This is a genomic window from Chryseobacterium hilariae, from assembly GCF_051400735.1.
Taxonomy (GTDB): domain Bacteria; phylum Bacteroidota; class Bacteroidia; order Flavobacteriales; family Weeksellaceae; genus Chryseobacterium.
Window position 1 is genome coordinate 723,539 of record NZ_JBLFFJ010000001.1, and the last position, 25,857, is coordinate 749,395.

At 36.9% G+C, this 25,857-nt stretch carries 24 protein-coding genes; 15 read left to right on the forward strand and 9 right to left on the reverse strand.

Annotated features, from left to right (window positions below; genetic code table 11):
- Window positions 1-9 precede the first annotated feature (9 nt).
- The 9 genes from ACMGDK_RS03470 (at window position 10) to ACMGDK_RS03510 (ending at window position 4,407) form a co-directional block, all read left to right on the forward strand.
- The gene (locus ACMGDK_RS03470) at window positions 10-420 is read left to right on the forward strand and encodes an SMI1/KNR4 family protein (protein ID WP_436806642.1); all 411 of its coding nucleotides are present in this window, start codon (window positions 10-12) and stop codon (window positions 418-420) included.
- Between the two features lie 179 nt (window positions 421-599).
- Window positions 600-1,190 (forward strand): SMI1/KNR4 family protein, encoded by a 591-nt coding sequence (locus ACMGDK_RS03475; protein WP_436806643.1) that lies wholly within the window; start codon window positions 600-602, stop codon window positions 1,188-1,190.
- Window positions 1,191-1,285: 95 nt separating this feature from the next.
- Entirely contained in the window at window positions 1,286-1,396 is a 111-nt protein-coding gene (locus ACMGDK_RS03480) for a hypothetical protein (protein WP_436807246.1), read from the forward strand.
- Window positions 1,397-1,524: 128 nt separating this feature from the next.
- Window positions 1,525-1,743 carry a NucA/NucB deoxyribonuclease domain-containing protein gene (locus ACMGDK_RS03485; protein ID WP_436806644.1) on the forward strand — a complete coding sequence of 73 codons (219 nt, stop codon included), beginning with the start codon at window positions 1,525-1,527 and terminating at the stop codon, window positions 1,741-1,743.
- A 1-nt stretch (window position 1,744) separates the two neighbouring features.
- Window positions 1,745-2,320, forward strand: a complete 576-nt coding sequence (locus tag ACMGDK_RS03490; protein WP_436806645.1) for a DUF6707 family protein — start codon at window positions 1,745-1,747, stop codon at window positions 2,318-2,320.
- An 84-nt stretch (window positions 2,321-2,404) separates the two neighbouring features.
- Window positions 2,405-2,908 (forward strand): HNH endonuclease, encoded by a 504-nt coding sequence (locus ACMGDK_RS03495; RefSeq protein WP_436806646.1) that lies wholly within the window; start codon window positions 2,405-2,407, stop codon window positions 2,906-2,908.
- A 4-nt stretch (window positions 2,909-2,912) separates the two neighbouring features.
- Entirely contained in the window at window positions 2,913-3,365 is a 453-nt protein-coding gene (locus ACMGDK_RS03500; protein ID WP_436806647.1) for an SMI1/KNR4 family protein, read from the forward strand.
- A gap of 288 nt (window positions 3,366-3,653) precedes the next feature.
- Window positions 3,654-3,794, forward strand: a complete 141-nt coding sequence (locus ACMGDK_RS03505; RefSeq protein WP_436807247.1) for an HNH endonuclease — start codon at window positions 3,654-3,656, stop codon at window positions 3,792-3,794.
- Window positions 3,739-4,407 (forward strand): SMI1/KNR4 family protein, encoded by a 669-nt coding sequence (locus ACMGDK_RS03510; protein ID WP_436806648.1) that lies wholly within the window; start codon window positions 3,739-3,741, stop codon window positions 4,405-4,407. The genes ACMGDK_RS03505 and ACMGDK_RS03510 overlap by 56 nt, the downstream gene beginning before the upstream one ends.
- A 28-nt stretch (window positions 4,408-4,435) precedes the next feature.
- On the opposite strand, the gene ACMGDK_RS03515 is transcribed toward ACMGDK_RS03510, so the two are convergent.
- On the reverse strand, window positions 4,436-4,996 hold the full coding sequence (locus ACMGDK_RS03515; protein WP_436806649.1) for a DNA-3-methyladenine glycosylase I: 561 nt from the start codon (window positions 4,994-4,996) through the stop codon (window positions 4,436-4,438).
- A gap of 141 nt (window positions 4,997-5,137) precedes the next feature.
- On the opposite strand from ACMGDK_RS03515, the gene ACMGDK_RS03520 reads away from it, so the two are divergent.
- Window positions 5,138-5,437 (forward strand): hypothetical protein, encoded by a 300-nt coding sequence (locus tag ACMGDK_RS03520; RefSeq protein ID WP_436806650.1) that lies wholly within the window; start codon window positions 5,138-5,140, stop codon window positions 5,435-5,437.
- A 120-nt stretch (window positions 5,438-5,557) separates the two neighbouring features.
- On the forward strand, window positions 5,558-6,367 hold the full coding sequence (locus tag ACMGDK_RS03525) for an enoyl-ACP reductase FabI (protein WP_111953010.1): 810 nt from the start codon (window positions 5,558-5,560) through the stop codon (window positions 6,365-6,367).
- Between the two features lie 79 nt (window positions 6,368-6,446).
- Here the strand turns inward: ACMGDK_RS03525 and ACMGDK_RS03530 are convergent, their stop codons facing one another.
- The 6 genes from ACMGDK_RS03530 to ACMGDK_RS03555 form a co-directional block, all read right to left on the reverse strand.
- Window positions 6,447-7,886 (reverse strand): glycoside hydrolase family 30 protein, encoded by a 1,440-nt coding sequence (locus ACMGDK_RS03530; protein WP_436806651.1) that lies wholly within the window; start codon window positions 7,884-7,886, stop codon window positions 6,447-6,449.
- A 40-nt stretch (window positions 7,887-7,926) separates the two neighbouring features.
- On the reverse strand, window positions 7,927-8,745 hold the full coding sequence (locus ACMGDK_RS03535) for a glycoside hydrolase family 16 protein (protein WP_436806652.1): 819 nt from the start codon (window positions 8,743-8,745) through the stop codon (window positions 7,927-7,929).
- An 89-nt stretch (window positions 8,746-8,834) separates the two neighbouring features.
- A complete protein-coding gene (bglX, locus tag ACMGDK_RS03540) occupies window positions 8,835-11,057 on the reverse strand; it encodes a beta-glucosidase BglX (protein ID WP_436806653.1) in 2,223 nt (740 codons plus the stop codon).
- A gap of 9 nt (window positions 11,058-11,066) precedes the next feature.
- Window positions 11,067-12,494: a glycoside hydrolase family 30 protein gene (locus ACMGDK_RS03545; protein ID WP_436806654.1), complete on the reverse strand. Its 1,428-nt coding sequence runs from the start codon at window positions 12,492-12,494 to the stop codon at window positions 11,067-11,069.
- A 3-nt stretch (window positions 12,495-12,497) separates the two neighbouring features.
- Window positions 12,498-14,048 (reverse strand): RagB/SusD family nutrient uptake outer membrane protein, encoded by a 1,551-nt coding sequence (locus ACMGDK_RS03550; protein WP_436806655.1) that lies wholly within the window; start codon window positions 14,046-14,048, stop codon window positions 12,498-12,500.
- An 11-nt stretch (window positions 14,049-14,059) separates the two neighbouring features.
- Entirely contained in the window at window positions 14,060-16,978 is a 2,919-nt protein-coding gene (locus tag ACMGDK_RS03555; protein WP_436806656.1) for a SusC/RagA family TonB-linked outer membrane protein, read from the reverse strand.
- 176 nt (window positions 16,979-17,154) lie between these two features.
- Here ACMGDK_RS03555 and ACMGDK_RS03560 point away from each other — a divergent pair, with 176 nt between their 5' ends.
- The 4 genes from ACMGDK_RS03560 to ACMGDK_RS03575 all read left to right on the forward strand — a co-directional run bounded on the left by ACMGDK_RS03560 (window position 17,155) and on the right by ACMGDK_RS03575 (window position 22,566).
- On the forward strand, window positions 17,155-18,342 hold the full coding sequence (locus ACMGDK_RS03560) for an MFS transporter (protein ID WP_436806657.1): 1,188 nt from the start codon (window positions 17,155-17,157) through the stop codon (window positions 18,340-18,342).
- Window positions 18,343-18,365: 23 nt separating this feature from the next.
- Window positions 18,366-19,154, forward strand: a complete 789-nt coding sequence (locus ACMGDK_RS03565; RefSeq protein ID WP_436806658.1) for an NUDIX hydrolase — start codon at window positions 18,366-18,368, stop codon at window positions 19,152-19,154.
- Window positions 19,155-19,282: 128 nt separating this feature from the next.
- Window positions 19,283-20,461, forward strand: coding sequence for an acyl-CoA dehydrogenase family protein (locus ACMGDK_RS03570; protein WP_111952994.1), 1,179 nt, complete (start codon window positions 19,283-19,285; stop codon window positions 20,459-20,461).
- Between the two features lie 164 nt (window positions 20,462-20,625).
- The gene (locus ACMGDK_RS03575) at window positions 20,626-22,566 is read left to right on the forward strand and encodes a T9SS type A sorting domain-containing protein (RefSeq protein ID WP_436806659.1); all 1,941 of its coding nucleotides are present in this window, start codon (window positions 20,626-20,628) and stop codon (window positions 22,564-22,566) included.
- Window positions 22,567-22,628: 62 nt separating this feature from the next.
- Here the strand turns inward: ACMGDK_RS03575 and ACMGDK_RS03580 are convergent, their stop codons facing one another.
- Together ACMGDK_RS03580 and ACMGDK_RS03585 are read right to left on the reverse strand one after the other, a co-directional pair.
- Entirely contained in the window at window positions 22,629-25,322 is a 2,694-nt protein-coding gene (locus tag ACMGDK_RS03580; RefSeq protein ID WP_436806660.1) for a PD-(D/E)XK nuclease family protein, read from the reverse strand.
- Entirely contained in the window at window positions 25,319-25,855 is a 537-nt protein-coding gene (locus ACMGDK_RS03585; protein WP_436806661.1) for a DUF922 domain-containing protein, read from the reverse strand. Before ACMGDK_RS03585 ends, ACMGDK_RS03580 begins: the two co-directional genes overlap by 4 nt.
- Window positions 25,856-25,857: the final 2 nt, after the last annotated feature.

The window sequence follows — 25,857 nt, forward strand, 5'->3', positions numbered from 1 at the left end:
TTAATTATTATGGAATTTGAACAGACAGAAAAGCAGCTAACTGAATTGGAGATTTCTGAATTTGAAAAAGCAAATGAGATTAATCTTCCTAAAGATTTTGTACAACATTATCTAAGCTATAACGGAGGCTATCCACCTTATGAGTACGTAAAAGGAGTAAAAAATATCTTTACGATAAATGGTTTTAATTCAATAAAGTATGGTTCTTTGCCTATCGAACAAATTATTGCAGATTATAAAAAAAGTGGAATTATTTTCGAAAAAAAAATCCCATTTGCTTATGATAATGGAGGCAATGTTTTTTTGATATCAGAGGATAGTGCTGTCCATATTATAGAGGCCGAATTCTTGCAAGATAAAAACTATATTTTGGTTTCTGAATCATTTACTGATTTTTTAAATTCTTTTTACAATGAATAAGAATTTATAGAAATTTTAAGAGTTGATATTAAAGACTTTCAACTCTTTTTGAAGCGTTTTTCTTATTATCAAAGCTTATAATTTTGATATTGAAGGCAATGAGAATTATTATGAGATTGAAGGTGGGATCTTGGTGCATAATGGGTATAAGCCCTGAACTTTACCTTAAAATGAATAATATGACCAAAATAATCACATTAGTAAAATTAGACAAAGATGTCGTTGTTGAAAAAGTTAAGGATTTTGAATTAAAATATCAATTTAAACTTCCCGTCAGTTTCAGGCGACTTATATTGGAGTACAATGTTTGTAAACCTATGAAAACATTCTATAAAAAAAATAATGTTCAATTTAATTTAAACTATTTTTTTGGAATTTCCGAAGACCAGTATCAAAGTTTATCAGAAAATTATGATACCTATATAAATAGAATGCCTGATGAACTTTTTCCGATTGGAAGTGTAGATGGTGGAGATTTGTTATGTTTAAATAAGAATACAGAAGAAGTCTATTATTGGTTTCATAAGAAAGATGATTGGGGACTTGAAGGAGTATATCATTGGCCAGTATTAGTTGCTGCTAGCATAGATGAATACATCAATGAATTGATTTTGCCCGAGCTACCTACTCAACAGGAAATTGAGATAGCAAAAAAGAACAGTAAAGTAAAAATTACATCAATATCAGTAAAAATTAAAAATGAGCAAAGAGAAAAACAAGGATTACCACCCTTGTCTTTTGAAGAGTGGGATGCATTGTTAAATGGATAAATAATCATTAATATAGACCACGTATGTTATATCAGGATTACAGAAATAAAAATATGATGAGACTGTCTTACTTTTGAGACAGTCTTTTTTAAAGCATTTTCTCCTTATCAAAAGTTTATAATTTTGATATTGAAGGCAATGAGAATTATTATGTGGCTGAGGATGGAATCTTGGTACATAATGGGTATAAACCAAAGCTACCGTAAGAGAAGTTGATGAGTTAACTCACGATTTAGAAATTAGTATAAGTAAGTCCGATTATCCTGAAACTGCAGCACATATAGAGGATGCAATAAAGAATGGTCACCCTGATTTAATAACGATTGACAGAACAATGGCTGATGCAAACAGAGCCGCATCATTAGATGGAATTCCAACAAAACCAGGGTTTGATAGAGATGAATGGCCAATGGCTATGTTTACTGAGGGAGGTAATGGTGCAAGCGTAAGATACATAAATCCCTCTGACAACAGAGGCGCAGGAAGTGCTATTGGAAATGGCTTAAGAAAATATCCCGATGGAACAATAGTTAAAATAATAATTACAGATTAATATGGAAAATATTTTTGAAAAGATTAGACAAACATTTGAAAATAAAAAACCTTTTATTTACATATTTCAACATTTTGAAAAAACAGATTTAAATGACCCAGAAACATTAAAAAATCTGATGATGGCGGCTTACAGCTATTATTTCTTAGAGGATTTAAATTCGATGAATGAAATTTTTGCTATTTTATCACAACTTGAATTTGATGGAGATTACAATAAATGGACATGGGTTGAAGGCATAATTGTCTTAAAGTTATTTATTGATAATTTTAAAAATGAAGAATTAAAACAAAAAATTTTAGATACATTAGACTATGGCAATGATGAATCCATAAATAAAATTAAAAATAAAGCTTTTCAAAGAAGGCTTTTGGGACAGTTGTTAAATAAAAATAAAGTTGAAGAAGCAGAAAATAAGAATGATGAAAATTTAATTGTAGCATCCATTATACCATACTTAAAAGAACTATTTTTTATTAAATCTTTCAAGGAATTAGTGAAATCTGAAAATGACAATTTAGAAAGTGAAATTTCTGAAAACATTCTGAAAGTTAAAAAATTTTTAAAAAACTATTAATATTTTTTTTAAGTAAAAGAGGTTTTGTCATAATGATGAAACCTCTTTTTTTTTTACTATTAATTATAGTATTATTTATTGTTAATGAGCATTGAAACCTTGCCTCATTACGAAAAAGTTTATAATTTTGATATTGAAGGCAATGAGAATTATTATGTGACTGAGGATGGAATCTTAGTACATAATGGGTATAATTTAAAAAATAAGCCTAAAAATTCACCAACTCCTAAAAAATGGATAGCTAAAGGTGGTACAGTTGAAGAGCTGCCAGATGGAACTTGGAGATATACAGATTGGGAAGGGAATGTCGTAGATTATGTAAACGGACATCCTGTTTTCAAAGAACCGCATGTTAGACAAAGTGTTGATATTGATCAGCAAAAGGGAAATTATACTTCCGATTACACAGATGCTGCAAATAAATCTAAATTAAACCCTCCTAAATTACCAAATGATGAAACAACATGGCATCATCATCAAGATGGTAAAACTATGCAGGAGGTTGATAAAAAAATACATGACAGATTCACTCATAATGGTGGTGTTTCTGTAAATAAAAAGAATAAAGTTGCATTCGGAAAAAAATAAAAATATGAAAATTAAAGCTTATCAAAATGGTGATTTAGAAAAAGTAAAACAATTACAGAAAAAACTTAAAATACAATTACCTGACGACTATGAGAGATTTCTAATTGAATTTAACGGTGGAATAATAGACGATGCGTATTTGTATGTAAAAGATTTAGATGAATACATGATGATGGGGAATTTTTTTGGAATAGATATCGAAAAAGGATTCGCTGATATCATAAAAATTAATGATGAATATGATGATGATATACCTAAAAAGTCCTTACTGATTGGAAGTGATGCAGGAAGCGGTTTTTTGTTATTGGTAAATGATGGTGATAATGACGGTATTTGGTATTATGATCACACCTATTTCTTTGAAAAATCATCTGACGATTTAAATACTTATTTTATTTGTGAAACGTTTACAGAATTTATGAAAATACTTGAAGATACTAAACTCAATGCAGTTTAATAATTAGCTTTTTAGGTAATGATTCTTGTAATTCTTTTTGAAAAGAATTCGGTATTCAAACAGCTGTAAATATTATAAATTCTTAAAAATAATCGTAATGAATTACAGAAGCGACTTTTTCAAAATTAAAGAGTCGCTTTTTTAATGTTATTATAGACATTATAATTCGAATTTTCTAATACCATCATTATCAGAATTAACATTACTCATTACCAAAAAGTTTATAATTTTGATATTGAAGGCAATGAGAAGGCAAAGAAATTTACAAATCAGCAATTGGCTGATATTATGAATCATAAGCCTCGCCCTGATGGTCTTACTTGGCATCATAATGAGAAAACTGGAGTCATGGAATTAGTTGATAGAAAAATACATGGAGATACTGGCCATACAGGTGGGAACAGTATCTGGGGTGAGGGGAAAAGATAAAATAAAATTTATGAAATGGTTATATAAAAAAGAATTAAAAGATTTCAATTCAATAAAGAATGTAGAAGATGTTTTTGGTATTAAATTTCCATCAGATTATAAAAATATTGTCTTAGAAAACAATGCAGCCACACCATCTCCCAATACGATCGATACATCAAGACAAACTGGAAAAGCTTTTGGTGAACTTTTGAATTTTAATTTGGATTCAAGCGAAAATATCATCTCTTTATATCAAGAATTAAAGAATAAAATCCCTGAAGAGGTATTCCCAATTACGATGGATCCTGGAGGAAATTTTTTATGCTATGATTTTAGAGAAGATAAAGCTAACCCAAAAGTTGTAAGATGGGATCATGAACAAAAATTTGTTGTTGAAGATAAAGAATTGATTATTGAAGATCATGAGCAAGAATCAGATTATTATTACTTAGATTTTGTTGCTGATAGTTTTACAGAGACACTTACAAACTTATATGGTGAAGAAGTAGAAGAATCTAATAGTTGGGATAAGTTTCAGGATGAAGAGAAACTTAAAGAATTTTCTGGTGAAGATTTAATCCAAGTAAACAGAATTAGAGCTTTGCAAGGCCTTCCTCCGATCGAAAAATAAAGTAGACTATTTTACAAAGTGTGTAAGGTTATGCTTGCCTGACGAAGCAACTTTCAATATGATCATTCACCATTCCGGTGGCCTGCATATGAGCATAAACCACGGTAGATCCCATAAATTTAAAACCTCTTTTCTTAAGATCTTTGGACAAAGCATCCGAAATATCTGTAATAGCAGGCACATCATCCAAAGTTTTAGGACAGTTATCCAACGGTTTTCCTCCCACAAAACCCCAAATATATTTTGAAAAACTCCCAAACTCTTTCTGAACTTCCTGAAACTTCTGTGCATTGGTTACTGTAGCTTTTATCTTAAGCCGGTTTCTTATAATTCCCGGGTCGTTCATAAGCTCCTCCATTTTTTCCTCCGTATAATCTGCAATTTTTTTATAATTAAAGTCATCAAAAGCTTTCCTGAAATTCTCTCTTTTAGAAAGGATCGTATACCAGCTCAGTCCCGCCTGAAAACTTTCAAGAATCAGAAATTCAAAAATAGTTTCATCATCGTAAACAGGCCTTCCCCATTCTTCATCATGATATTTTCGGTACAGGTCGTCTTTTTCACACCAGCCACACCGTATTTTTTCCATAATAACAATTTTTATACTGTACTAAAGATAATACTGATTTGGAAAAGTATAACAAAAGATTAAGAAAAGTTTAACAGCAGTTGCGGATTTTAGGAATAGTTATTGTTTATTTACTGGTACACAACAATAAAATATTATATTATGAACAATTCAGAATACAACAAAGCGGAAAATGCAGTAAATAACACAGAAAACTCTTTAAAGAATGCAGCAGACAATGCTAAATGGAAAATTGAGGATCTGGCAGCAAGAGCAAAAGATTACATCAATGAAAAAAGAAACAATGATGAAGAGGCACAGCAGGAAGATTGGTTTGAAAGAGTAAAAAACAATGCTGCTGATGCATGGGATGACATAAAAGATAAAGCAAACGAAGCCTGGGAAAAAACTAAAGATGCTGCAGAAGATGCGAAAGCAGAATGGAATAAGAAAACCAATTAAAATTTCAGTCATATAAATATTTTCAATAAAATGGAGCCTTAAATCAATAAGGCTCCATTTTTATGATGTCACAAACACAAATTATTGCTACATTTGTATTCAAATAAACATTAAAAAATTATGTCATACGGTTTACTTAAAGGCAAAAAGGGAATTATTTTTGGAGCCCTTAATGAGCAATCAATCGCATGGAAAGTTGCAGAAAGATGTCATGAAGAAGGTGCTGAATTTATCTTATCAAATGCCCCTATTGCTTTGAGAATGGGAGAACTTAATGGTTTAGCAGAAAAAACAGGTTCTGAGGTGATCGCTGCAGATGCTACTTCTATAGAAGATCTTGAAAAACTTTTTGATGCTGCGACAGCAAAATTCGGGAAAATAGATTTTATCCTTCACTCTATAGGCATGTCCGTAAATGTAAGAAAAGGAAAGCATTACACTGAAATGAACTATGACTGGTTGGAAAAAGGCTGGGATATTTCAGCGGTTTCTTTCCACAAGGTAATGCGTGTGGCGTGGGAGAAAGACTGCATGAATGAGTGGGGAAGCATTTTAGCACTTACTTATATTGCAGCTCAGAGAACGTTCCCGGACTACAATGATATGTCTGACAACAAGGCTTATCTGGAAAGCATTGCAAGAACATTCGGAAATTACTGGGGTGAGAGAAAAGTACGTGTAAATACAGTTTCCCAGTCTCCTACACCTACTACAGCAGGTAGCGGTGTGAAAGGTTTCGGCGGTTTCCTTGGATATGCTGAAGATATGTCTCCATTAGGGAATGCTACAGCTCTAGACTGTGCCAACTATTGTGTAACTTTATTCTCTGATCTTACTAAAAAAGTAACGATGCAGAACTTATTCCATGACGGTGGTTTCAGCAGCTCAGGAGTTACTCAGAAAGTGATCAGCAAATATGATGTTGAATAACAGCATTAAAAATATACTGTAAACAATAAACCGGCGGCCTCTACGAGGCCGCCGGTTCTATAAAAATGTTAATATGAAGTTACAAAATAACAGTCTGTATAGAATGGGCCGGCGCAGATAATTTCGCAGCCATTCCTTCTATCCACAGATTCGTTTCAATATCATTCCCGGAATCATTCATGATCACAGTAACCAGCTGACCGTTTTCATTCATGAATGTGGTAGACGTAAGAGCTGCTCTGTTTGAAGAACTTCCGATTCTCCGGGCATTAGGCTTGATAAATTTTGAAACATGGCCTACATAATAATATTCGTAGGTATAATGTACCTCTCCCGTTTTGGTATCAGCTATGATTGGAGCAAAACAGAAGTTTCCGACATGGTTTGGGCCTCCGGTTTCATCCAGCAATACATTCCAGTCTGTCCATAAGGCTGTTCCTTTATTGAAATCATTAAGCATATTTCTTCCGTAAAGTTCACCAAGGCTCACATCATAAATTCCGGACATATTAAACTGCTCTTTACATCCTTCGGTAAAAGCCAGGAACTTATCCGGGAAAGCTCTCTGCGTTTCAGATAAATTGTCGAAAAGCTGGGTTTTATTATTCCAGGTTTCATACCAGTGATACCCGATTCCGCTGGCATATTTCGATGTTTCAGGATCACTTAAAGTTGTTGTTGCTCTCTGGTAGATCAAATCCCTGTTGTGATCCCAGATCATTACCTTTTTGTCTTTATAGCCATTTTTCCAAAGTGTTGGCCCCAGATTGTTCTTAAGAAATTCACCTTCTTCCTCAGCTGAATAAATACATGATTCCCAGGTTTGTGTTGCCATAGGCTCATTTTGTATAGTCAGTCCCCAGATGTTGATTCCTCTTTTTTCGTATTCTTTAATGAATTTAATGTAATAATCTGCCCAGGTCTGATAGAATGCATTTTCCAGCCGCCCTCCTTTCAGCATACTTTTATTAGATTTCATCCATGCTGGCGGACTCCATGGGGAGAAGTAAAATGTGAAATCTTTCCCTATCGCTTTCTGAGCTTCTTTGATCATCGGGATCTTATACTTTTCGTCATGAGCAATATTGAAAGTCTTCAAAGTCGTATCATTGTCTTCCACATAAGTATAAGAATCACTGGAAAAATCACAGGAGTTCATATTGGTACGCACTACTGTGTAGCCTAATCCATTTTTCCCAAAATAAGCTTCTATAATCTCTTTCTGCTTGTCTTTCGGCATTTTATAAAAGGTTTCTGCAGACGCATCAGTGATGGCACCGCCTATTCCGATCAGCTTCTGATATTTAAAATCAGGATCTACGAAGATACAGGCATCTGTCTCTTTTGGTTGTCCTAATTTCTCAAACTTAACCGTTCCTTTATCTGCCATTTTTTCATTGGCCTTGGAGTTGGTAAGAATAACCTTTGCTGTTTTCCCTGCGTTCTTTTTCCAATAGTTCTGTGCGTTAGCATTCAGAAACACTCCTACTGTCAAACAGCTAACAATTAGTTTTTTCATAATCTTTTCTTTCTGTTTTTGGACGTAACTGCCCTCTTCATTATTTATTTTGATAAACCCTTACATAGTCTATATAATATTTTTGCGGAAATATGCTGTCATCTATTCCTTCTTTTCCGCCCCAGAAACCACCTACTGCCAGATTTAAAATAATAAAATAGGGCTGATCGAAAGGCCATGCTTCATAGGTTTTTTCTTTATTTTCATACGTGAAAAACTTCTGTTCATCAACGTAAACATCTATTTTCTCCGGTGTCCAGTCCACTTTATACACATGGAATTTTTCATTGGCATCTTTCACAATCAGAGTATCCGTTTTCTGTGTTCCCTGAATATGATTATATTTCCTGGTGTGAACCGAAGCATGAACATACCCCTGATTGAAACCTACATGTTCCATGATATCCAGTTCACCATCATCCGGCCATTTCTTCATATTTTCACTCATCATCCAGATCGCCGGCCAGCTTCCACGGCCTTTGGGAAGTTTTGCCCTTACTTCTACTGTTCCGTATTGAAAGGAAAATTTGCCTTTAGTCAAAAGCCTTGCAGAAGTATACTTATTCTTCTCCCAATTTTCTTTTCTGGCTTCAATAACAAGATTTCCACCTTCCATTCTGGCATTTTCAATTCTTTTCTTTGTATAAAACTGAGCTTCCTGGTTTCCGTATCCGTCTCCTCCCACATCGTAATTCCATTTTAATGAATCGGGAAGACCTTTTCCATTAAATTCATCGCTCCAGAGCAGCTTTTTGCCGGAATCTATTGAATCTATTTTGTTTGAAGCACAGCCTGCCACAGAAAGAACGACTATTCCTGCGGCAAAGAGTTGAATAATATTTCGGAATTTAATTTTCATGAAATGGCTGTGGTATTAGGTTTTGGCTGAAGCCGTTATTGTTTTTTCCATTACGTTAAGCGGGCTAAAGCCCGCTCCTATTGAATATTTTATTTATTCCATGTGATTCTTTTGGTCTGAACATCCTGAGAATTGGTTCCGACCATAATATCGAATTCTCCACTTTCCCAATCATAATTCAGGTCATTATCGAAAAATTTCAAATCTTCCGGGGTCAGTTTGAAATCAACTTTTTTGCTCTCCCTTTTTTTAATGAATATTTTCTGGAAACCCTTAAGTTCTTTGACTGGTCTTACTACTTTTCCAAACAGATCTCTGATATACAACTGTATCACTTCTTCACCATCATATTTTCCAGTATTAGAAACGGTGACACTGATATTTAAAGTCTGGTTTCCTTTAAGACTGACTGAACTTAAGATCATGTCAGAATATTTAAAATCCGTATAGCTTAATCCGTAACCAAATGGAAATTTCGGATCATTATCAAGATCAATGTAGGCTGAAACATAATTCCGGTCTGTATTATTTTTTGCCGGTCTTCCTGTATTGTAATGATTATAATAGATCGGGATCTGACCCTCGGTTCTTGGGAAGCTCATCGGAAGTTTTCCTCCCGGGTTCACTGTTCCAAACAGAACATCAGCTATGGAGTTTCCGGCTTCAGTTCCCAGCCACCAATTGTATGTTATGGCAGGAATATGATCTGATGCCCAATTGAAGATCAAAGGTCTTCCAGCGTTAATCATTAAAACAACAGGTTTTCCCGTTTTAGCTATTTCTTTTAGTAAATCTTCCTGTACACCAGAAAAGCCGATACTGCTTCTGCTTTTGGCTTCACCGCTCATCGCATGACCTTCTCCTAACGTCATGATTACTACATCAGCTTTTTTTGCAGTTTCCACCGCTTCTGCAAACATGGACCTGTCCTGATCGTCTACATTACAGCCCTTTGCATATAATAAAGTTGAATTTTTATCGAGTTGATTTTTAATTCCGTCAAACTGAGAAACGATTCTTTGATTGTCATCTTTAAAAGCAATGGACCAAAATCCGTGGTTGGCAACTGTTTCTTTCCCGAAAGGTCCGATCAGCGCAACGGTTTTCACAGTTTTTGAAAGTGGAAGGATATTTCCTTTATTTTTCAGAAGAACAATACTTTTTGAACCGAATTCTCTCCCGAATTTCCGGTGTTCCTGATTGTCGGTCTGTTCCTTCTGTCTTTTTTCATTACTGAATCTGTAAGGATCATCGAAAAGTCCCATTTCAAATTTCTTGGCTAAAATTCTCCCTGCTGCATCATCCACCAATTTTACATCTACTTTTCCTTCTTTAACTAATTTTGGTAGTTCTGCCATATAAACACGGCTTTCCATATCCATATCGCTTCCACCCGATATAGCTTTTTCAGCGGCTTCATTAGCGTCTTTGGCATAACCATGAGGGATCATTTCCCCGATGCTTCCCCAGTCTGACACCACAAAACCTTTGTAATTCCATTTTCCTTTTAAAAGTTCTCTTTGGATATATTGATTGGCCGTAGCAGGAATTCCGTTGATATCGTTAAAAGAATTCATGAATGTGGCTACTCCAGCCTCAGCCGCGGCTTTAAACGGAGGCAGATACGTTTCATTCAGCTGTCGTAAGCTCATATCTACAGAATTGTAATCTCTTCCGCCAACCGCTGCTCCATAGGCTGCAAAATGCTTGGCACAGGCCATTACCGCATCCAGGCTTCCTAAGCCTCTTCCCTGGAACCCTTTAATTCTTGCGAGCCCAATCTGGGTTCCCAGATAGGTATCTTCTCCGGAACCTTCCATTACCCTTCCCCATCTCGGATCTCTTGCTATATCTACCATAGGTGCAAAGGTCCAGTGTATACCATAAGCCGAAGCTTCTGTGGCTGCAATTCTTTCTGATTTTTCGATCATCGCGAGATCCCAGCTTGCTGCCTGACCCAGATTCACAGGAAAAGTTGTGCGGTAGCCGTGAATAACATCCTGTCCGAACAGTAAAGGAATTTTCAGCCTTGACTGCTGAGCGAGTTTCTGAAAAGCCCTAGTTTCATCAGCACCCGCTACATTGAGCATAGAACCTACTTTTCCTTTTTTTATTTCTTCCAATACTGCTGCTGAATTGGACTGTTGAGGCCCTGTCGCATATTCAAATCCGCTATATTGGACCATCTGTCCCACTTTTTCTTCTAGTGTCATTTTAGACAGAAGTTCTGCAACTTTCTGATCAACCGTTTTCTGCCCGTGGACATTCATTCCCAATGCTGCAATTGTAAGTAAGAAATAAGCTTTTTTCATGATATTAAATTAAAAAACATAAGTCGCTGCCGAGTTTCCTGAAAGGGTCACCGGAGCGGTCTTTCCGTTATATTTGATATTAAAACGTTCATCTGTACTGTTTCCGTTCTGGATAATAAGCACCGTTTTTCCGGCAGGAGTTTTAAATGCTGCCGTTGACAGTATTTCTGTCTGTGTAGAGGCAATACGCCGGGAACCTACAGGTACAAATTTGGAAGCGTGTGCAATAATGTAGTAGGAAACATTTCTGGTGAAGTTTTCACTGTCGGAAACTGTTATTGCTCCTTTACACTCCGTGCATCCTCCGTCTGTATGCGGTTTGTACTGCGGATCATTTGCTACATTCCATTCCAAAGCAATTTTGCTCCAGTTTCTCATGGAACCGATGATTACATTTTTAATGTGCCAGTTCAGGTCTTCATTAAAAGTCCTTTTCGATCCCGTCCACTGCTCGGTAAAATACAAATTTTTATCGGGAAATGCGTTGTGAACCGTGCTTAACGCTGAAATATCTCCTTCATACAAATGGAAAGCCGAACCGTCAACATACTGATACGCTTCAGGATCTTTCAGAATATCAAGGACATATTCCGGTTTGTTGCAGTTATGATCGTAAACAACAATTTTTGTTTTGATGTTATTGGCTTTAAAAACAGGGCCTAAATGATCTTTGATAAAGTTTTTCTGCTGCTCAGACGGCATATATAGGCTCGGGTTGTTACCGGGATGGAGAGGTTCATTCTGAGGCGTAATGGCATCAATGGTAATCCCTTCCTTTTTCATTCCCTGGATATATTTTACAAAGTATTCTGCATAAGTTTTATAAAATTCAGGTTTCAGGCTTCCTCCTTTGGATTTTCCGTTATCCTTCATCCAAACCGGAGATGACCATGGTGCGGCAATGATTTTGATGTTGGGATTGATGTCCAGGATCTCTTTCAGCATCGCAATGAGATTTTTATCCTTTGCCAGGCTGAATTTTGAAAGTGTCGGATCTGTCTGGCCTTCCGGAAGATCATCATATGAAAAAACTTCACCATCGAGATCTGAAGCTCCAATGCTTAACCGCAGATAGCTTATGGAAATTGAATTCTTATCTTTTCCAAAAAGCTCATTCAGAAGTGCCTTCCGTTTTGAAGATGAAAGCCTGTTGATCACCTCAACGCTTCCTCCGGTGAGGGTATATCCAAAACCGTCAACATATTGAAATTTTTGAGTATCATCAATTTCAATATTCTGCCAGTTATTTGCATTTGCTGTAAACCTTATCGGAGTTTGCTGCTGTAATTTTACACTTTCATTTCCTTTCGTCAGCCAGGACTGAACATTACCTTCTTTATCAGCATTTACTGACGCACATGATACAGGAAAAAGTACCACGCCGCAAAGCAGCGCAGTACCTTTAAAAAAGAAACTATATAAACTGTGAAACTTCATATTTTAGTAGCCAGGGTTTTGTTTTAAAGCAGTATTCGGCAATTCATTGAACGGAATTGGAAGAATTTCATTTTTATTTGCTTTAAATCCTTTGACGGCAAGCTTAGAAGGAGCGTCTCCCCATCTGACAAGATCAAACCATCTGTGTCCTTCTCCGGCCAATTCTCTCCTTCTTTCATCCTTTATTGCCTGCATAGAAACCGGTACTGAAGTAAGTCCAACTCTTGCCCTTACTGCATCTAACAATGCCTGGGCCCTTGCTCCTGAACCGCCCAATGCCTCAGCTTCCATTAGGTAAGTGTCTGCTAATCTTATGGCAATATAATTCTGTCTGAAGTTAAGTTCTGCAGGGCCTGGAAGTGAGCTTTTTAGAGCATTAGTTGGTAAATACTTATTAAGGAAGTATCCGGTATCTGCAAAGGCAGGTGCATAAGTGATTTTACCTTCTGTCACCAGTTTTTTCGCATTGAAAACGGTCACATCCAGTCTTGGATCATCCTGCATAAAAGTAACAAAGTTCTCTGTTACGGTATTAAATGCCCAGCCTGAATAGATATCCGGTGCATTATTATTCGGAACATTTTTTAATGAATAAGAACGAGGACCTACCATTACATTGATAGAATTTCCTTCATCTTTTCCTTGTCCCCAGAATCCCCAGTCGGAGCTTCCTTTATTGGTATGCATTACTTCCAGAATGGATTCTGTTGAAAATTTATATGGATCTGCCGTTTCCGGTCCCACTTTGAATAGATCGGCATAGTTGGCCACAAGTTTATATCCATATTGGCTGGTTCCTCCCGGTGTACCATTTACTTGAGCAAATTGTGCAGCCGCTTCAGGCATTTTTTTATCATAAAGATAGATTTTACCTAATATTGCCCTGGCTGTTCCTTGTGTAATTCTACCCTTGTCATTGCCACTAGACGTAATCATCAGATCCGGAATAGCAGCATTGATATCACTTTCTATCTGCGCATAAACATCACTTGGCTTGGCCTGTGGTATATTCCAATAATCATCATCAAATTTTATAGTATTAAGAATTAATGGAACATTGCCGAACATTCTTAATAACTCAAAATAATATAAAGAACGGAGAACTTTAGCTTCTGCCATATATCTTTTCTTAAGATCTTCACTCATGGAAGCTCCCGGAACTCTCTCTATTAAAAGGTTAGCACGTGCAATTCCCTGATAATAGTCTCTCCAGTAGCTGGCAGGCATTGTATTAGGATTGATCATGTAATTATTAATTCCCTGGATACCTGCACCATCGTTAGAGCTTCCTCCACCGGAATAAAAATCATCAGATCCTGCATTAAAGAAAGTAACTGTATTTTCGAATCCCGCTGAATATTTTCTTAAGCCATCATAAACGGAAATCAACGCACTAAAAGACTGCTGCTCATTCTGAAAATACAAATCCGTATTAAAAGATCCTGAATTCTGGACATCATCCAGATAGGAATCACTACAGCCTATATTGGTAAAACTCAGACCTGTCAGAAACACAACGGCAAGTCCTTTATATATAAAATTCTTATTTTTCATTTTGTTCATTATTAAAATTGGATATTAGCACCTAACAAAAATGTTCTTGCTTGTGGATAGTAAGCTCTGTCAACTCCTATTATGTCTTGTTCGGAATTATTTCTTCCTGCAATTTCCGGATCGTAGCCCGTATATTTTGTGAAAGTAAAGACATTTTCTCCTGTTACGTAAAGTCTTACTTTGCTCATTCCAAAACGGTTTGTAACATCCTGAGGAAGTGTATAACCTAACTGGATGATTTTCAAACGGACATAATCTCCTTTTTGAAGATAGTAATTTGACATCCAGGAATAGTTATGGTTAGGATCATTACGGGTAATTCTTGGATTATCATTGGTAGATCCCTCTCCTGTCCATCTGTCTAAGATTCTTGTCTGATAATTCGCATCAGGAATATCCAATCTTCTTATACCCTGGAAAATCTTGTTACCAGCCTGCCCTTGAGCAAACATCATAAAATCGAAATTTTTATAATTTAGATTCACAGTCAGTCCAAAAGTATATTTCGGGATAGAGCTGCCTAAGTTTACTTTATCATTGTCATCAATTTTACCGTCGCCGTTATTGTCCTGCCAGATGAAATCCCCCGGTTTTGCGTCCGGTAATAATTTTACGCCGTTCGCGTTTACATAATTGTCGACTTGTGTCTGATTCTGGAAGACACCACTATACGTTTGTCCGTAAAATGATCCGTAAGGCTGTCCTACTGCTACTCTGGATACTGCCCCCATTGTCTGGAAAGAAGCAAGGTTGAAATAGTCTATATCGTCTTCCAATCGTAAAACTTTGTTTTTAATAGTAGCAAAGTTTCCGTTAACTGATATGCTGAAGTCCTCCCAGTTCTTTTTATAGCCTAATTCAAGTTCAACACCTGTGTTTTCCATATCCCCTACATTTGACCAGGGTAAAACAGGAACTCCTACATAACCAGGAATATTGATTTGTCTGAGAATATCGGTAGTTTTCTTTTTGTACCAGTCTGCTGTCAAGGTAAAATTGTTGAATAATTTTAAATCCGCAGCAATATTCAGCTGGCTTGTCTGTTCCCATTTAAGATTGGGATTTTCCAGCGTGCTTTTCGCGTAACCAATGATGATATTATTACTTGAGTTGGTATAATTACTTCCAGAAACCATGAAACTTGCGAATCTGAAATTATCCATTTCATCATTTCCTAACACTCCGTAACCTCCTCTTAATTTTAGGTTATTAACCACTTTATTCTCCGGCCAGAAATTTTCTTTATGAACATTCCATCCTAAGGACATAGACGGAAAAGTTCCCCAGTGCTGATTCGTGGCAAATTTTGAAGAACCGTCTCTACGAATCGTTCCTGTGAACAAATACTTGTCTGCATAATCGTAAATGATTCTACCAAAATATGATGCTTTACGGGTCTGTATCCCGTCCCATCCTTTTGCTGTAATATCATCCTGAGGAATATCAAAGTTGAAAGAAGCATACTGCCAATTATCAATAGGAAGATTACTATAGGTCAAACTAGCCCCGCCAGCAATGTTGTATCGGTAAACTCCCTGTCCCAACAATACACTTAAATTATGATCGCCGAATTTATTCTGATAGGTCAGAGTATTTTCCATACTCCATTCGAATTTATTTTCGTCCACCTTATTCAGACTGTTGAAGCTGGTATTGTTAAAATTGGGGCTTAAATAATATTTCGGTGTGAAAGTACGGCTACCCCAATAGGATTTCTTGCCATTTAAACTTGTTTTGAAAGTGAAGTGATCAAGAAACTTAAGCTCTGCAAAAACATTTCCCACGAAATCGTCAGACCAGCTATAATTCCCCTGCTGTAAGTGACGGAAAGCCTGTGGATTGGTCATTTCATTGTTTACATATCTGGAAATTCCATACGGACGGCCTTCTGAATCACGGATGATATAAGGACTGGTATAACCACTCGGGTCCACCATTGACCAATCTGTTACAACAACCGGAGTGGTAGGATCCAGGTTAACTGCTGAAGCCAATGGCCCTCCAAATTCTTCGTTGGCACTTACTCCCTGAGACTTTACGTGTGTATACGCAAAGGTTTGACCTATAGTCAGGTAGTCTGTCACTTTATGTGTTGAGTTGAATCGGGCATTTATCCTTTTGTAATAAGAGATATCACTCATTACAATACCCGTTTGATCAAAATATCCGAACGATGTATAGTAGGTTGACTTTTCATTACCACCGGTAATACTTACTTCATGTGAACTCTTTTCACCGGTTCCGAAGATAGCGTCCTGCCAGTTGGTTCCTTTTCCAAAGGATTCAGGATTGGAAAACCTAGGAGTTCCGCCATCGTTTACAAAACCTTCGTTGATGATTTTAGCATATTGTGTTGCATCCAGAAGATCCAGCTTTTTTGATGCATTTGAGAAACCATAAAACCCATTGTAAGAAAGACTCAGTTTTCCTTTCTTACCTTTTTTTGTCGTAACCAGAATTACTCCTTTTGCTGCGGAAACCCCATAGATAGCAGACGATGCTCCATCCTTTAATACTTCCATACTCTCTATATCAGACTGGTTCAGCCACCCGATATTGTCTACTACAATACCATCCACCACCCATAAAGGGCTGTTACTACCTGCACCAAAACTGGTAATTCCACGTACCCGTACAGTAGCGGCAGCACCGGGCTGTCCGGAATTCGTCACTACGGAAACACCCGCAGCTCTTCCCTGTAATACCTGTTCAGGCTTACCTGCCGGAATGTTTTCTATATCGCTTGCTTTAATGCTTGCAATAGCTCCGGTCACATTGCTTTTTTTCTGTGTACCATAACCGATCACAATGACCTCCTCTATTTTATTCTCTTTCGGAACAGTGTCTTGTACGCTGGTCTGTGCACTGAAATTGGCTGTAAAATACATCACAGCAACCACCCCAAGGCTTCTTGATATTCTTAGATTCATATACAGTTAGTTTTTTAATTCTCAAATTGAGACAATAAAAATATATTTTTTTTTAATAAATTAACATTGTATTCACAATTATTTTAATTTTTCGTTTATTTTTGGGAGTTGAAAGCCTTATATCCTCTTAAGAATTCGTAAAAAAATCATAAAAAAACAATAAAAAAGTCCCCAAAATGACAGCCAAGCTTTCCAAGATTTCACTTCCCTTAAAACTAACCTTCCTTATTTTCTCAATGGTCTTGAACTGCATGGGTATTGTGATTCTTCAGCTTTCAGAAGCAAAGATCACTTATGAAAAATTAGGCTTTTTAGAATCATTCAAAGATATTCCCATTGCATTTATTTCACTTTTTGCAGTGAATTTTATAAGCAAGACGGGTACTAAAAAAGCATTAATATCAGCCTTAGTTATTGTTGGAATCTGCTCATGCTTTCTTCCTTTTATAGAAGATTTCTGGTTCTATAAAGTTTGGTTTGCTATTATCGGAACCTGTTTTGCCGTCGGAAAGATCTGTGTATTTGGAATTATCCGGAATAATGTTGCAGACGAAAAATCTCTTGCCCAAATGATGAACAGTGTGGAAGCCTCATTCATGGTCGGCATTTTTATCGTGAATACCGGTTTCGGATGGCTCATTTCCAGCCGCTATTCCGAATACTGGAAATTCGGATTCCTGTCTATTACAGTACTTTGTGCAGTAACGATATTTCTGTTTTCAAAGCTGAATATCTCGGAAGCAAAAAAAGTGGTGAATAAAAGCCTTATTGCCGAGCTTTCTGTGTTCGCAAAGCCTGCAACCATTATGTTCCTTGCTGTAGTTTTTTTTATAGTTTTTGTAGAACAGGGATTTAATTCATGGCTGCCTTCTTTTTATAAAAACCATCTGAATGTCAATTCATTTTTTGCTTTACAGGCCACTTCTTTCCTTGCTCTTTTTTCTTATGTGGGCAGAACAGCAACAGCTAATATCATTCAGAGATTTTCTCTCTCAAAATATTATATTTTGTGCATTTTTTTAATTATTGCTGTACTGTTAATTATTTTGGGAATTCAGTATTTTGATTCTGTGAATTCAGGCATCATCCTGTTTTTATTTCCGGTGATCGGACTTTTTCTTTCACCACTCTACCCTGTGATCAATTCAAAGATGATTGCACAGGTCGACAAAGAAAAAATCAACCTCTTTACATCCCTGATTGTCATTTTTTCATCGCTTGGCAGCTCTGTCAGTTCAATTATTATGGCTGTCCTGTTCGGAAAACAGCTGCTAAACTATTATCCGCTATATATATTACTTGCTGTATCTGTGCTTTTTACGGTGAGTTTAATATATTTTAGGCTTGCAGGAAAGAAATTATAGAAAATAATTTTATTTTTACTCCCATGAAAATCAAAGACACCAAAAACAAAGAAACCCTTCAGGAACTTATTGATACAAAAGATTTTGTAGCACACGTATCTGTTGACTGCACAATATTTGGTTTTCACAATAATATTTTGAAGGTTTTGCTTCTGAAGTACCACGATCTGGATCTGTGGTCACTTCCGGGCGGTTTTGTTTTCAATGATGAAGACCTTCGTGAAGCCGCTGCAAGAGTATTGTATGAAAGAACCCATCTTCAGAATCTTTTTTTGAAACAATTTCACACTTTTGGGAGAATTGACCGGACGGAGAATAATGTCCATCAAATTCTTCTTAATAATAAAGGAATTCAAGTTCCTAAAGATCATTGGATCTTCCAGAGGTTTATTACAGTGGGTTACTGCAGTCTTATTGACTTTTCCGTGGCCAATACTTTCCCGGATGCATTCAACGAAAGCTGTGAATGGTTTGAGGTTAATAAACTGCCTAAAATGGCCTTTGATCACGACAGAGTCATAGAAACAGGCCTTGAATACCTTCGTATGAATATCAATACCGAAGTGGCAGCCAGCAATCTTCTTCCTGAAAAATTTACGATGAAAGATCTTCAGTCGCTGTATGAAACCATTCTGGGACAGAAATTCAGGAGAAATAATTTCCAGCGGAAAATATTAAGCTTAAATATTCTGGACAGACTGGAGAAGCTGTATGACGGATCTGCCAATAAAGCTCCGTATCTGTACAAGTTCAAAAGTAAGGTACACAATGCTGCCAACCAGTATCCTATCTCTAATGATGAGGAATCTTAGGAGACTGTATTTTAACTGAAACCCTCCATATTTCCATTTATCTTACTGAAAATCAAGCGCAACAAAGATTCGTAAAAAAATTTTTCAAACCAACGAAAAGTATTACTTTTAAGCAAATCAAAAAAATCATGTCATATTATCCTCTTACAAGCATTCCAGACTACTACGGAATTGATGCTTTACTCACTGAAGAACACAAACTGATCCGTCAATCGGTAAGAGATTGGGTGGAAAGCTTTGTAATGCCGCAGATTGACCAGGCCGCGCAAAATCACACTGATATTCCGGGCTTAATGAAAGAATTGGGAAAGATTGGAGCTTTAGGTCCATATATTCCTGTTGAATACGGCGGTTCAGGGTTAGATCAGATTTCTTACGGTCTTATTATGCAGGAACTTGAAAGAGGAGATTCTGCAGTGCGTTCTGCCGCTTCGGTACAGAGCTCGCTGGTGATGTTCCCTATCAACGAATTTGGTTCTGAGGAACAGAAGAAAAAATACCTTCCTCACCTTGCTGCGGGAGAAATGATCGGTTCTTTTGGACTGACTGAGCCTAACCACGGTTCTGATCCTAGTTCTATGGAAACTTATTTTAAAGATATGGGCGATCATTATCTTCTAAACGGTGCCAAAATGTGGATCACGAATTCTCCGCTGTGCGATATTGCTGTAGTCTGGGCAAAAAATGAAGAAGGAAAAATACAGGGACTGATCGTTGAAAGAGGAATGGAAGGCTTTACTACGCCCGAAACTCATAATAAATGGAGCTTGAGGGCTTCAAAAACCGGAGAACTGGTATTCAATAATGTAAAAGTTCCGAAAGAAAATTTACTTCCTGGAGCAACCGGATTGAAAGGACCTTTATCTTGTCTGAATTCAGCGAGGTACGGAATTTCATGGGGTGTAATTGGTGCAGCGATTGACTGCTACTGTACAGCTGTTCAGTATTCTAAAGAAAGAAAACAGTTTGGCAAGCCGATCGGTTCTTTCCAGCTTCAGCAGAAGAAATTGGCTGAATTCTTAACTGAGATCACAAAAGCACAATTGCTGTGCCTTCAGTTAGGAAACCTTAAAAATGACCACAAGGCAAGTCCTGCACAGATCTCAATGGCTAAGCGTAATAATGTGAAAATGGCTATTGATATTGCCAGAGAATCCAGACAGATCCTTGGCGGCATGGGAATCATGGGCGAATTCCCGATGATGAGACACGCAGCTAATCTTGAGTCCGTGATTACGTATGAAGGTACACATGATGTTCATTTACTGATCACCGGGTTAGATATTACAGGAATCAACGCTTTTTAAATAAAAGCTCAAAAATATATTGAAAAGGAGTCCGGCCGAATGGCCGGACTCTTTGTTTTAGTCACTTTGCAGGGAACTTATATTCAATGAATAATTATTGATGTATTAACATTATTAACATTTTATTAAAAATAATTAATTTAATAACATTAAAAAATATTGATATGAGAAAACTATCCACATTTTTATTAAGTTTTACTGCTCCGTTCTTTTTTGCCCAACAGGCAGGAGACGTTGTCAGTTTTGAACAAAAATTAGATCTGACCCCACAGGGAGTTAACAATTTCATCGCCAACAGTCTGGGCGAGCAGAATGCTCCGGATTTCGTCAGCTATCTTAACGGGTTCAATGTGGGACTTAAAGGCTATAAAATCACTTATTACACCAAAAATGAAAAGAATGTCTTAGTAAAAGCTACAGGATTACTGATGTATCCTAACGTTAATTTTAAACTTTCTACAGTGGTCTCTGATCACGGAACAACTGACAGCAGAAATAATGTCCCTTCTAATTTCAAAGGAGCCTTAACCGCAGGATTTGTAGTTGAGTTATCATACGTACTTAATGGCTACATTCTGATGGCGCCTGATTACGTAGGAATGGGAAGCGGAGACGGTGTTCACCCATATGTAGACGCTGCTACGGAAGCTGGCGCAACGATAGACTTTGTAAAGGCAGCCAATAAAGTGCTGGGTCAATTAGGAATAAAAAGATATGATGAATACTTTCTTGCAGGCTATTCACAGGGTGCCCACGCGGCCATGTCCACTTTAAAAAGCCTGAACACGTCCAACCCTACCAATCTGAAGTTCAAATATGCCTATATGGGAGACGGACCTTATGATTTTTCAGGAGTTACTCTGAATAAAGGAGTTCTGGAAAAAGATTTTTATCCTTTCACCTCTTTCCTGGCCAATGTTCTTCACACCTGCAACAATACCGGCTATAAAACATATAATAACAGTATTTCGGAGGTCATTTCTACGGAATATCTGGATAAATATAATTATCATGTAGTTCAGGACAACGGAGGCCTGCTTTGGGGACCGGTGATCTGGAGAAATCTTTTCACTCAAAACTTCGTCAATGATGTTACCAATAATCCAAACAATAACCTCAGACAATGCATGAAACCTAAGGATGTGTATGACTGGTACAATAAAACACCTATGACCTTAGGGCATTCTTCAGTAGATCTCGCTATTCCGCCGGAAAATACCTCTAAAACCATTGATGTACAGCGAGGGTATTACGCATGGTGGGATCTGAACAAATATAAGCTGGAATCACTATTTTGGGGACCTTTGGGCCATGTAGGAGGAATTGTTCCTTTTACATTAGCCTCCAATGCCAAATTCAACACACTCAGAAGCGGAGGTTTTCTGAATGAATGGGCCATACTGACTTCAAAACAGCAGGGAAACGGCCAAACTGAAACCCATTCGCTTTATTCTTCTCAAATAAAGCCGGAATTGGGAAACATGCAGCTTGTAGGAGTTACAGATTTCAATCAAGAAAAAGCAGTAAGCAAATCAGGAACTGGCAGCAGCTTATCATCATTAAAAGACGGTGTCTATCTTTTAAAAGTACAGGAGAATAATGACCAGAAATTAATTCCATACGTTAAAAGTACACCCGTAGAAGTTCCTGAAAATGAAATTGTACAGTCTGAAAACAATAATATTTTAAAACTGAAGATACCACAGGAAGAACTGATCTCCATTAATATTTTTGACGGCAATAAAAATCTTTTAAGAACGGTTTCTCAGAAAGAATACGCCGAAAACAATGGAATTGATATAAAAGGTCTTAATAATCAGAACACTTTTGAAGTGGTCACTCAGTTTTATAATCTTCAGTTCAGAAAAGCACTGACAGACAGCTCAGTATCTAAAGCTGAGATATTTACGAAAAACCGTCAGATCATCACCAAAGCAGACAACGGTATTAAAAACATCAGCATTTATCATATTTCAGGTGCATTGATTCTTCAGCAGGAAGTCAATAAATCAGAATTTGAATCAAAAGCCTTGGAACCAGGCGTTTATGTGGTTCAGTTCACCGGAAACGATGGAAAAACGGTGAATAAAAAAGTAAAACTATAAGACAATAGTACTCGTATATTCTTCATTTCAAATGGGATGCACTTCAGCAATGAAGTGCATTTTTAATTGGAATAAGGCTTGATATTCTCAATAAAACTGAGGTCAGGATTTAATATTTCCAGAATAAGGTTCTTTACAGACTGCATGGCATCATCAATATTTCCTTTGTCGAACTGCAGGGAAACCACGCCTTTTTTAGCTTCTGCAAAGCTCCATATTCCCGTTTCTATAGGGAGCCCCCAAAATTCCGGAAGATTTTGTACCACATAATGATAAATGCAGAGCTGTAGAGCTTGTTTCCTTTCGCTGTTATGGAAATATTCATCTACGTTGTTTTCATCTATTTTTACCGTGAGGTTTTTGATCTTTGCCGTTTTATAATCAATAATTCTTAAAGTCCCGTTCAGGCGGTCTATCCTGTCAATGAATCCGAAGAAAGAAATTTTGTCGTTGCCATCCAGATAGAAATCTACATTTTCGAATCTTTTTTCAATGTCTAAAATTTCCAGAGTATTGCCGCTTCTCACCAGTTCAAGATCATGGTTAAGAACATTTTCAATCACTTTTTTAGCAATAGCCCTATGAATAAAGTTCATCCCTTTTTCATAAAATTCAGGCTGGTGTTTCAGCTTTTCGATAGCAACATTTATATATTGATCAATTTCTTTAATTAAATTCTGTAAATATTTTTCTTTTAATACCTTACCTTTAAGTAATTCATATACTTCTTGAAGTGAATAATGAACTAAATTCCCGTAATTTTTAACCGATAATTCTTCTTCTATTTCATCCGTTTCTGAAGTCTTTAATATCTTGGAAAGATAAAAATCTATAGGATTATAGAGGTAGCTGGTAAGATGTGAAGCAGATACTTTTTCTTTCCATTTCTGAAGTCTTTCCATAACAATTTCTGTCTTCAGAATTTCTATCGGCTGCGAAGCAATAGGTTCGGAAGAATTCTCAATAATAAGGTGCTCTATCTTATGGGAGCTCTCCATTTCTATCTGCGTGATGAATCTGCTTTTCTCTCCCGTATTCACCCCGGAACTGAGTGCATTGTACAGAAGATGGACATTTTGGGAATCCTGGATCAGCCTGTAAAAGTGATAGGCATAAATACTGTCATTTTCCAGGAACGTATGCATGTCAAAATACCTTCTGATATCGAACGGAATATAGGTATTCTGTGAATTTCCCAAAGGAAGCTTCCCTTCATTCACAGAAAGCATAATTACATTTTCAAAGTTTAAAAGACGGGTTTCCAGAAGCCCCATAATCTGAAGTCCACGGAGCGGTTCCCCCTGGAAATCTATACTTTCAGAATTAACATGCTGGTTGATCAGGATTTCCAGCGTTTCCATTTTGATCTCAAAATCATATGGGCTGAGCTGGTTTTTAATAATCCTGAACGCATTTTCAAAGTGAGAAACGTTTTCATACTGAATATCATCTATCTCCAGCCATTTGATCCGTTTACAGAAAGCGATAAGCATATCCAGGTAAACGCCCGTATGATCAGCTTTTCTAAGAAGCCCATAATAAGAAAGCCCGCCCAGAAGTTCTTCTAAAAGCTTTTTTGATATATAAACAATATTTCTTTCCTCTATTTTTGTTCTGAAATTACTGATAATCACTTCATCTTCAGCAGATTTCGGAAGCTCTTCAAGGATCGGGAAAATATCTCTGTAGTAGTAGGAAGATTTATTTTTCTCCAGCTGTTTCTGAAGATAGAAAAGCTGTTTTACAGCATTGGAAAAAGAAAGATTCTTCAAAGGAAAACCCATGGTAATATTCAGGTTTTCAACACCGTACATCACATCCAGACTTGCCGGAAGAAGATTTTCATCCAACAATACTACGGCAGTGTTGGAATAAGTTTTATTTTCAATTTCCTTAAATATTTCCGGCAGCACTTTAGTCTGCGTCACATTTCCGGAAACCTCATAAACCTTTATATTTTTAGGCTGGTTAAAATCATCTTCTATCCACTGAAAAGCCCTGTTATCATCAAATTCTTTCCATGTTTTGTGGTTCCTGAGGAATTTTCCGGCTTCCTGTCTTTCATCATCAAAATAATAATGATCAGCCTGAAAGAAACATTGTCCTTTATTCCGACGAAGTAAGCTCCTTACAAGCTTCTCTTCCACCGGTGTAAAAGCATTGAAGCCGCAGAATACAAAATGTTCGGAAGTATTTTCAGCAAAACCAGCGATCTTAGCCTTGGCGGTTTCATGGATCATCCCGGAAGTGGCCCAGTTCTTTTCCTGTAGTTTTTTCTTTAGAATTGGGAGAAAAGCATTCATATTCCGCCAGAAATTAAGGAATTTTTTACGGGGAACATCATCATCTTCACCCAGATCCTGAGCCCATTCTTTAATTCTTTCCTCATCAAACATATACTGTAAAACGGCTTCATCACTTTCAGAGAACTTCAGGATATCGTCCCAGTCTTTCTGAAGGGTCGGAAACCACTTCAGAAAGTCCGTAAAATCATCTTTCGGGATAAGACCAAGGCTCCGGTAGACATCAAAGGCAAAAAGCCAAAGAGAGATTCCCTGAACAGGCTGTTTGTCTGCAATCCTGTCAATCAGCTCTTCTATGGTAAAGAAATTGGGAAGAAATCCTGAGTAATTGTTTTCTTCCAGAATCTGCCTGATGAATACGATGGGACGTTTTCCTGGCAGAACGATATTGAACTCCGAGAGGTCTGGGTTTTGGGCCAGCAATTCATGGATAATCTTATTGAGAAATTTCAAGAGGCTTTGTAGCTTTTTAAGTTGTCCAGTTCTTCAGCAATAATGGCATTATATTCTGCCTGCTTTTCTTTATTCATTCCATGTTGTGTAATTCTGTCATAGGACATCTGGAATTTTTTGTAATCGTTTGATATTTTGCTGTAAACTGTTTTAAAATTTTTATCGTAATCACCGGAAGTTTTGATCTTCTCTTCTATTTCTTTCCTGAATTTTCTGACAAACAATTCCGCAATATCAAAATGCTTCTGTTCATGCAACAGGATATAATCATTTATTTTTTTGACATCTTTCCAGGATCTGTCTTCGTTAAAAATAGCAGTGATCTCAATTTTAACCGGAGATTTAGGATTGGTAGATTTCACTACAGAATATTCCCAGCCGCAGTGGGTATAAGCAGCCACATTAAGGATACTTTCTCTGTTTACGGAACTTTTAAAGTTGTCCCAGACCAGCTTACGATCTTCCTGCCAGATAATTTTCTGTCCAAAAAGAGTATTGGCAAGGAGAAAAAAGCAAAACGAAATCCATTTCATTA

Excerpts from the sequence above, each read along its gene's own strand:
- ACMGDK_RS03575 (WP_436806659.1), top strand. The coding sequence starts at position 20,626 with ATGAGAAAACTATCCACATTTTTATTAAGTTTTACTGCTCCGTTCTTT.
- ACMGDK_RS03520 (WP_436806650.1), top strand. The coding sequence starts at position 5,138 with ATGAACAATTCAGAATACAACAAAGCGGAAAATGCAGTAAATAACACA.
- ACMGDK_RS03535 (WP_436806652.1), bottom strand. The coding sequence starts at position 8,745 with ATGAAAATTAAATTCCGAAATATTATTCAACTCTTTGCCGCAGGAATA.
- ACMGDK_RS03500 (WP_436806647.1), top strand. The coding sequence starts at position 2,913 with ATGAAAATTAAAGCTTATCAAAATGGTGATTTAGAAAAAGTAAAACAA.
- ACMGDK_RS03490 (WP_436806645.1), top strand. The coding sequence starts at position 1,745 with ATGGAAAATATTTTTGAAAAGATTAGACAAACATTTGAAAATAAAAAA.
- ACMGDK_RS03570 (WP_111952994.1), top strand. The coding sequence starts at position 19,283 with ATGTCATATTATCCTCTTACAAGCATTCCAGACTACTACGGAATTGAT.
- ACMGDK_RS03515 (WP_436806649.1), bottom strand. The coding sequence starts at position 4,996 with ATGGAAAAAATACGGTGTGGCTGGTGTGAAAAAGACGACCTGTACCGA.
- ACMGDK_RS03510 (WP_436806648.1), top strand. The coding sequence starts at position 3,739 with ATGGAGATACTGGCCATACAGGTGGGAACAGTATCTGGGGTGAGGGGA.
- ACMGDK_RS03495 (WP_436806646.1), top strand. The coding sequence starts at position 2,405 with ATGAGCATTGAAACCTTGCCTCATTACGAAAAAGTTTATAATTTTGAT.
- ACMGDK_RS03475 (WP_436806643.1), top strand. The coding sequence starts at position 600 with ATGACCAAAATAATCACATTAGTAAAATTAGACAAAGATGTCGTTGTT.
- ACMGDK_RS03530 (WP_436806651.1), bottom strand. The coding sequence starts at position 7,886 with ATGAAAAAACTAATTGTTAGCTGTTTGACAGTAGGAGTGTTTCTGAAT.
- ACMGDK_RS03485 (WP_436806644.1), top strand. The coding sequence starts at position 1,525 with ATGGCTGATGCAAACAGAGCCGCATCATTAGATGGAATTCCAACAAAA.
- ACMGDK_RS03550 (WP_436806655.1), bottom strand. The coding sequence starts at position 14,048 with ATGAAAAATAAGAATTTTATATATAAAGGACTTGCCGTTGTGTTTCTG.
- ACMGDK_RS03555 (WP_436806656.1), bottom strand. The coding sequence starts at position 16,978 with ATGAATCTAAGAATATCAAGAAGCCTTGGGGTGGTTGCTGTGATGTAT.
- ACMGDK_RS03525 (WP_111953010.1), top strand. The coding sequence starts at position 5,558 with ATGTCATACGGTTTACTTAAAGGCAAAAAGGGAATTATTTTTGGAGCC.
- ACMGDK_RS03560 (WP_436806657.1), top strand. The coding sequence starts at position 17,155 with ATGACAGCCAAGCTTTCCAAGATTTCACTTCCCTTAAAACTAACCTTC.
- ACMGDK_RS03470 (WP_436806642.1), top strand. The coding sequence starts at position 10 with ATGGAATTTGAACAGACAGAAAAGCAGCTAACTGAATTGGAGATTTCT.
- ACMGDK_RS03505 (WP_436807247.1), top strand. The coding sequence starts at position 3,654 with ATGAATCATAAGCCTCGCCCTGATGGTCTTACTTGGCATCATAATGAG.
- ACMGDK_RS03585 (WP_436806661.1), bottom strand. The coding sequence starts at position 25,855 with ATGAAATGGATTTCGTTTTGCTTTTTTCTCCTTGCCAATACTCTTTTT.
- ACMGDK_RS03545 (WP_436806654.1), bottom strand. The coding sequence starts at position 12,494 with ATGAAGTTTCACAGTTTATATAGTTTCTTTTTTAAAGGTACTGCGCTG.
- bglX (WP_436806653.1), bottom strand. The coding sequence starts at position 11,057 with ATGAAAAAAGCTTATTTCTTACTTACAATTGCAGCATTGGGAATGAAT.
- ACMGDK_RS03565 (WP_436806658.1), top strand. The coding sequence starts at position 18,366 with ATGAAAATCAAAGACACCAAAAACAAAGAAACCCTTCAGGAACTTATT.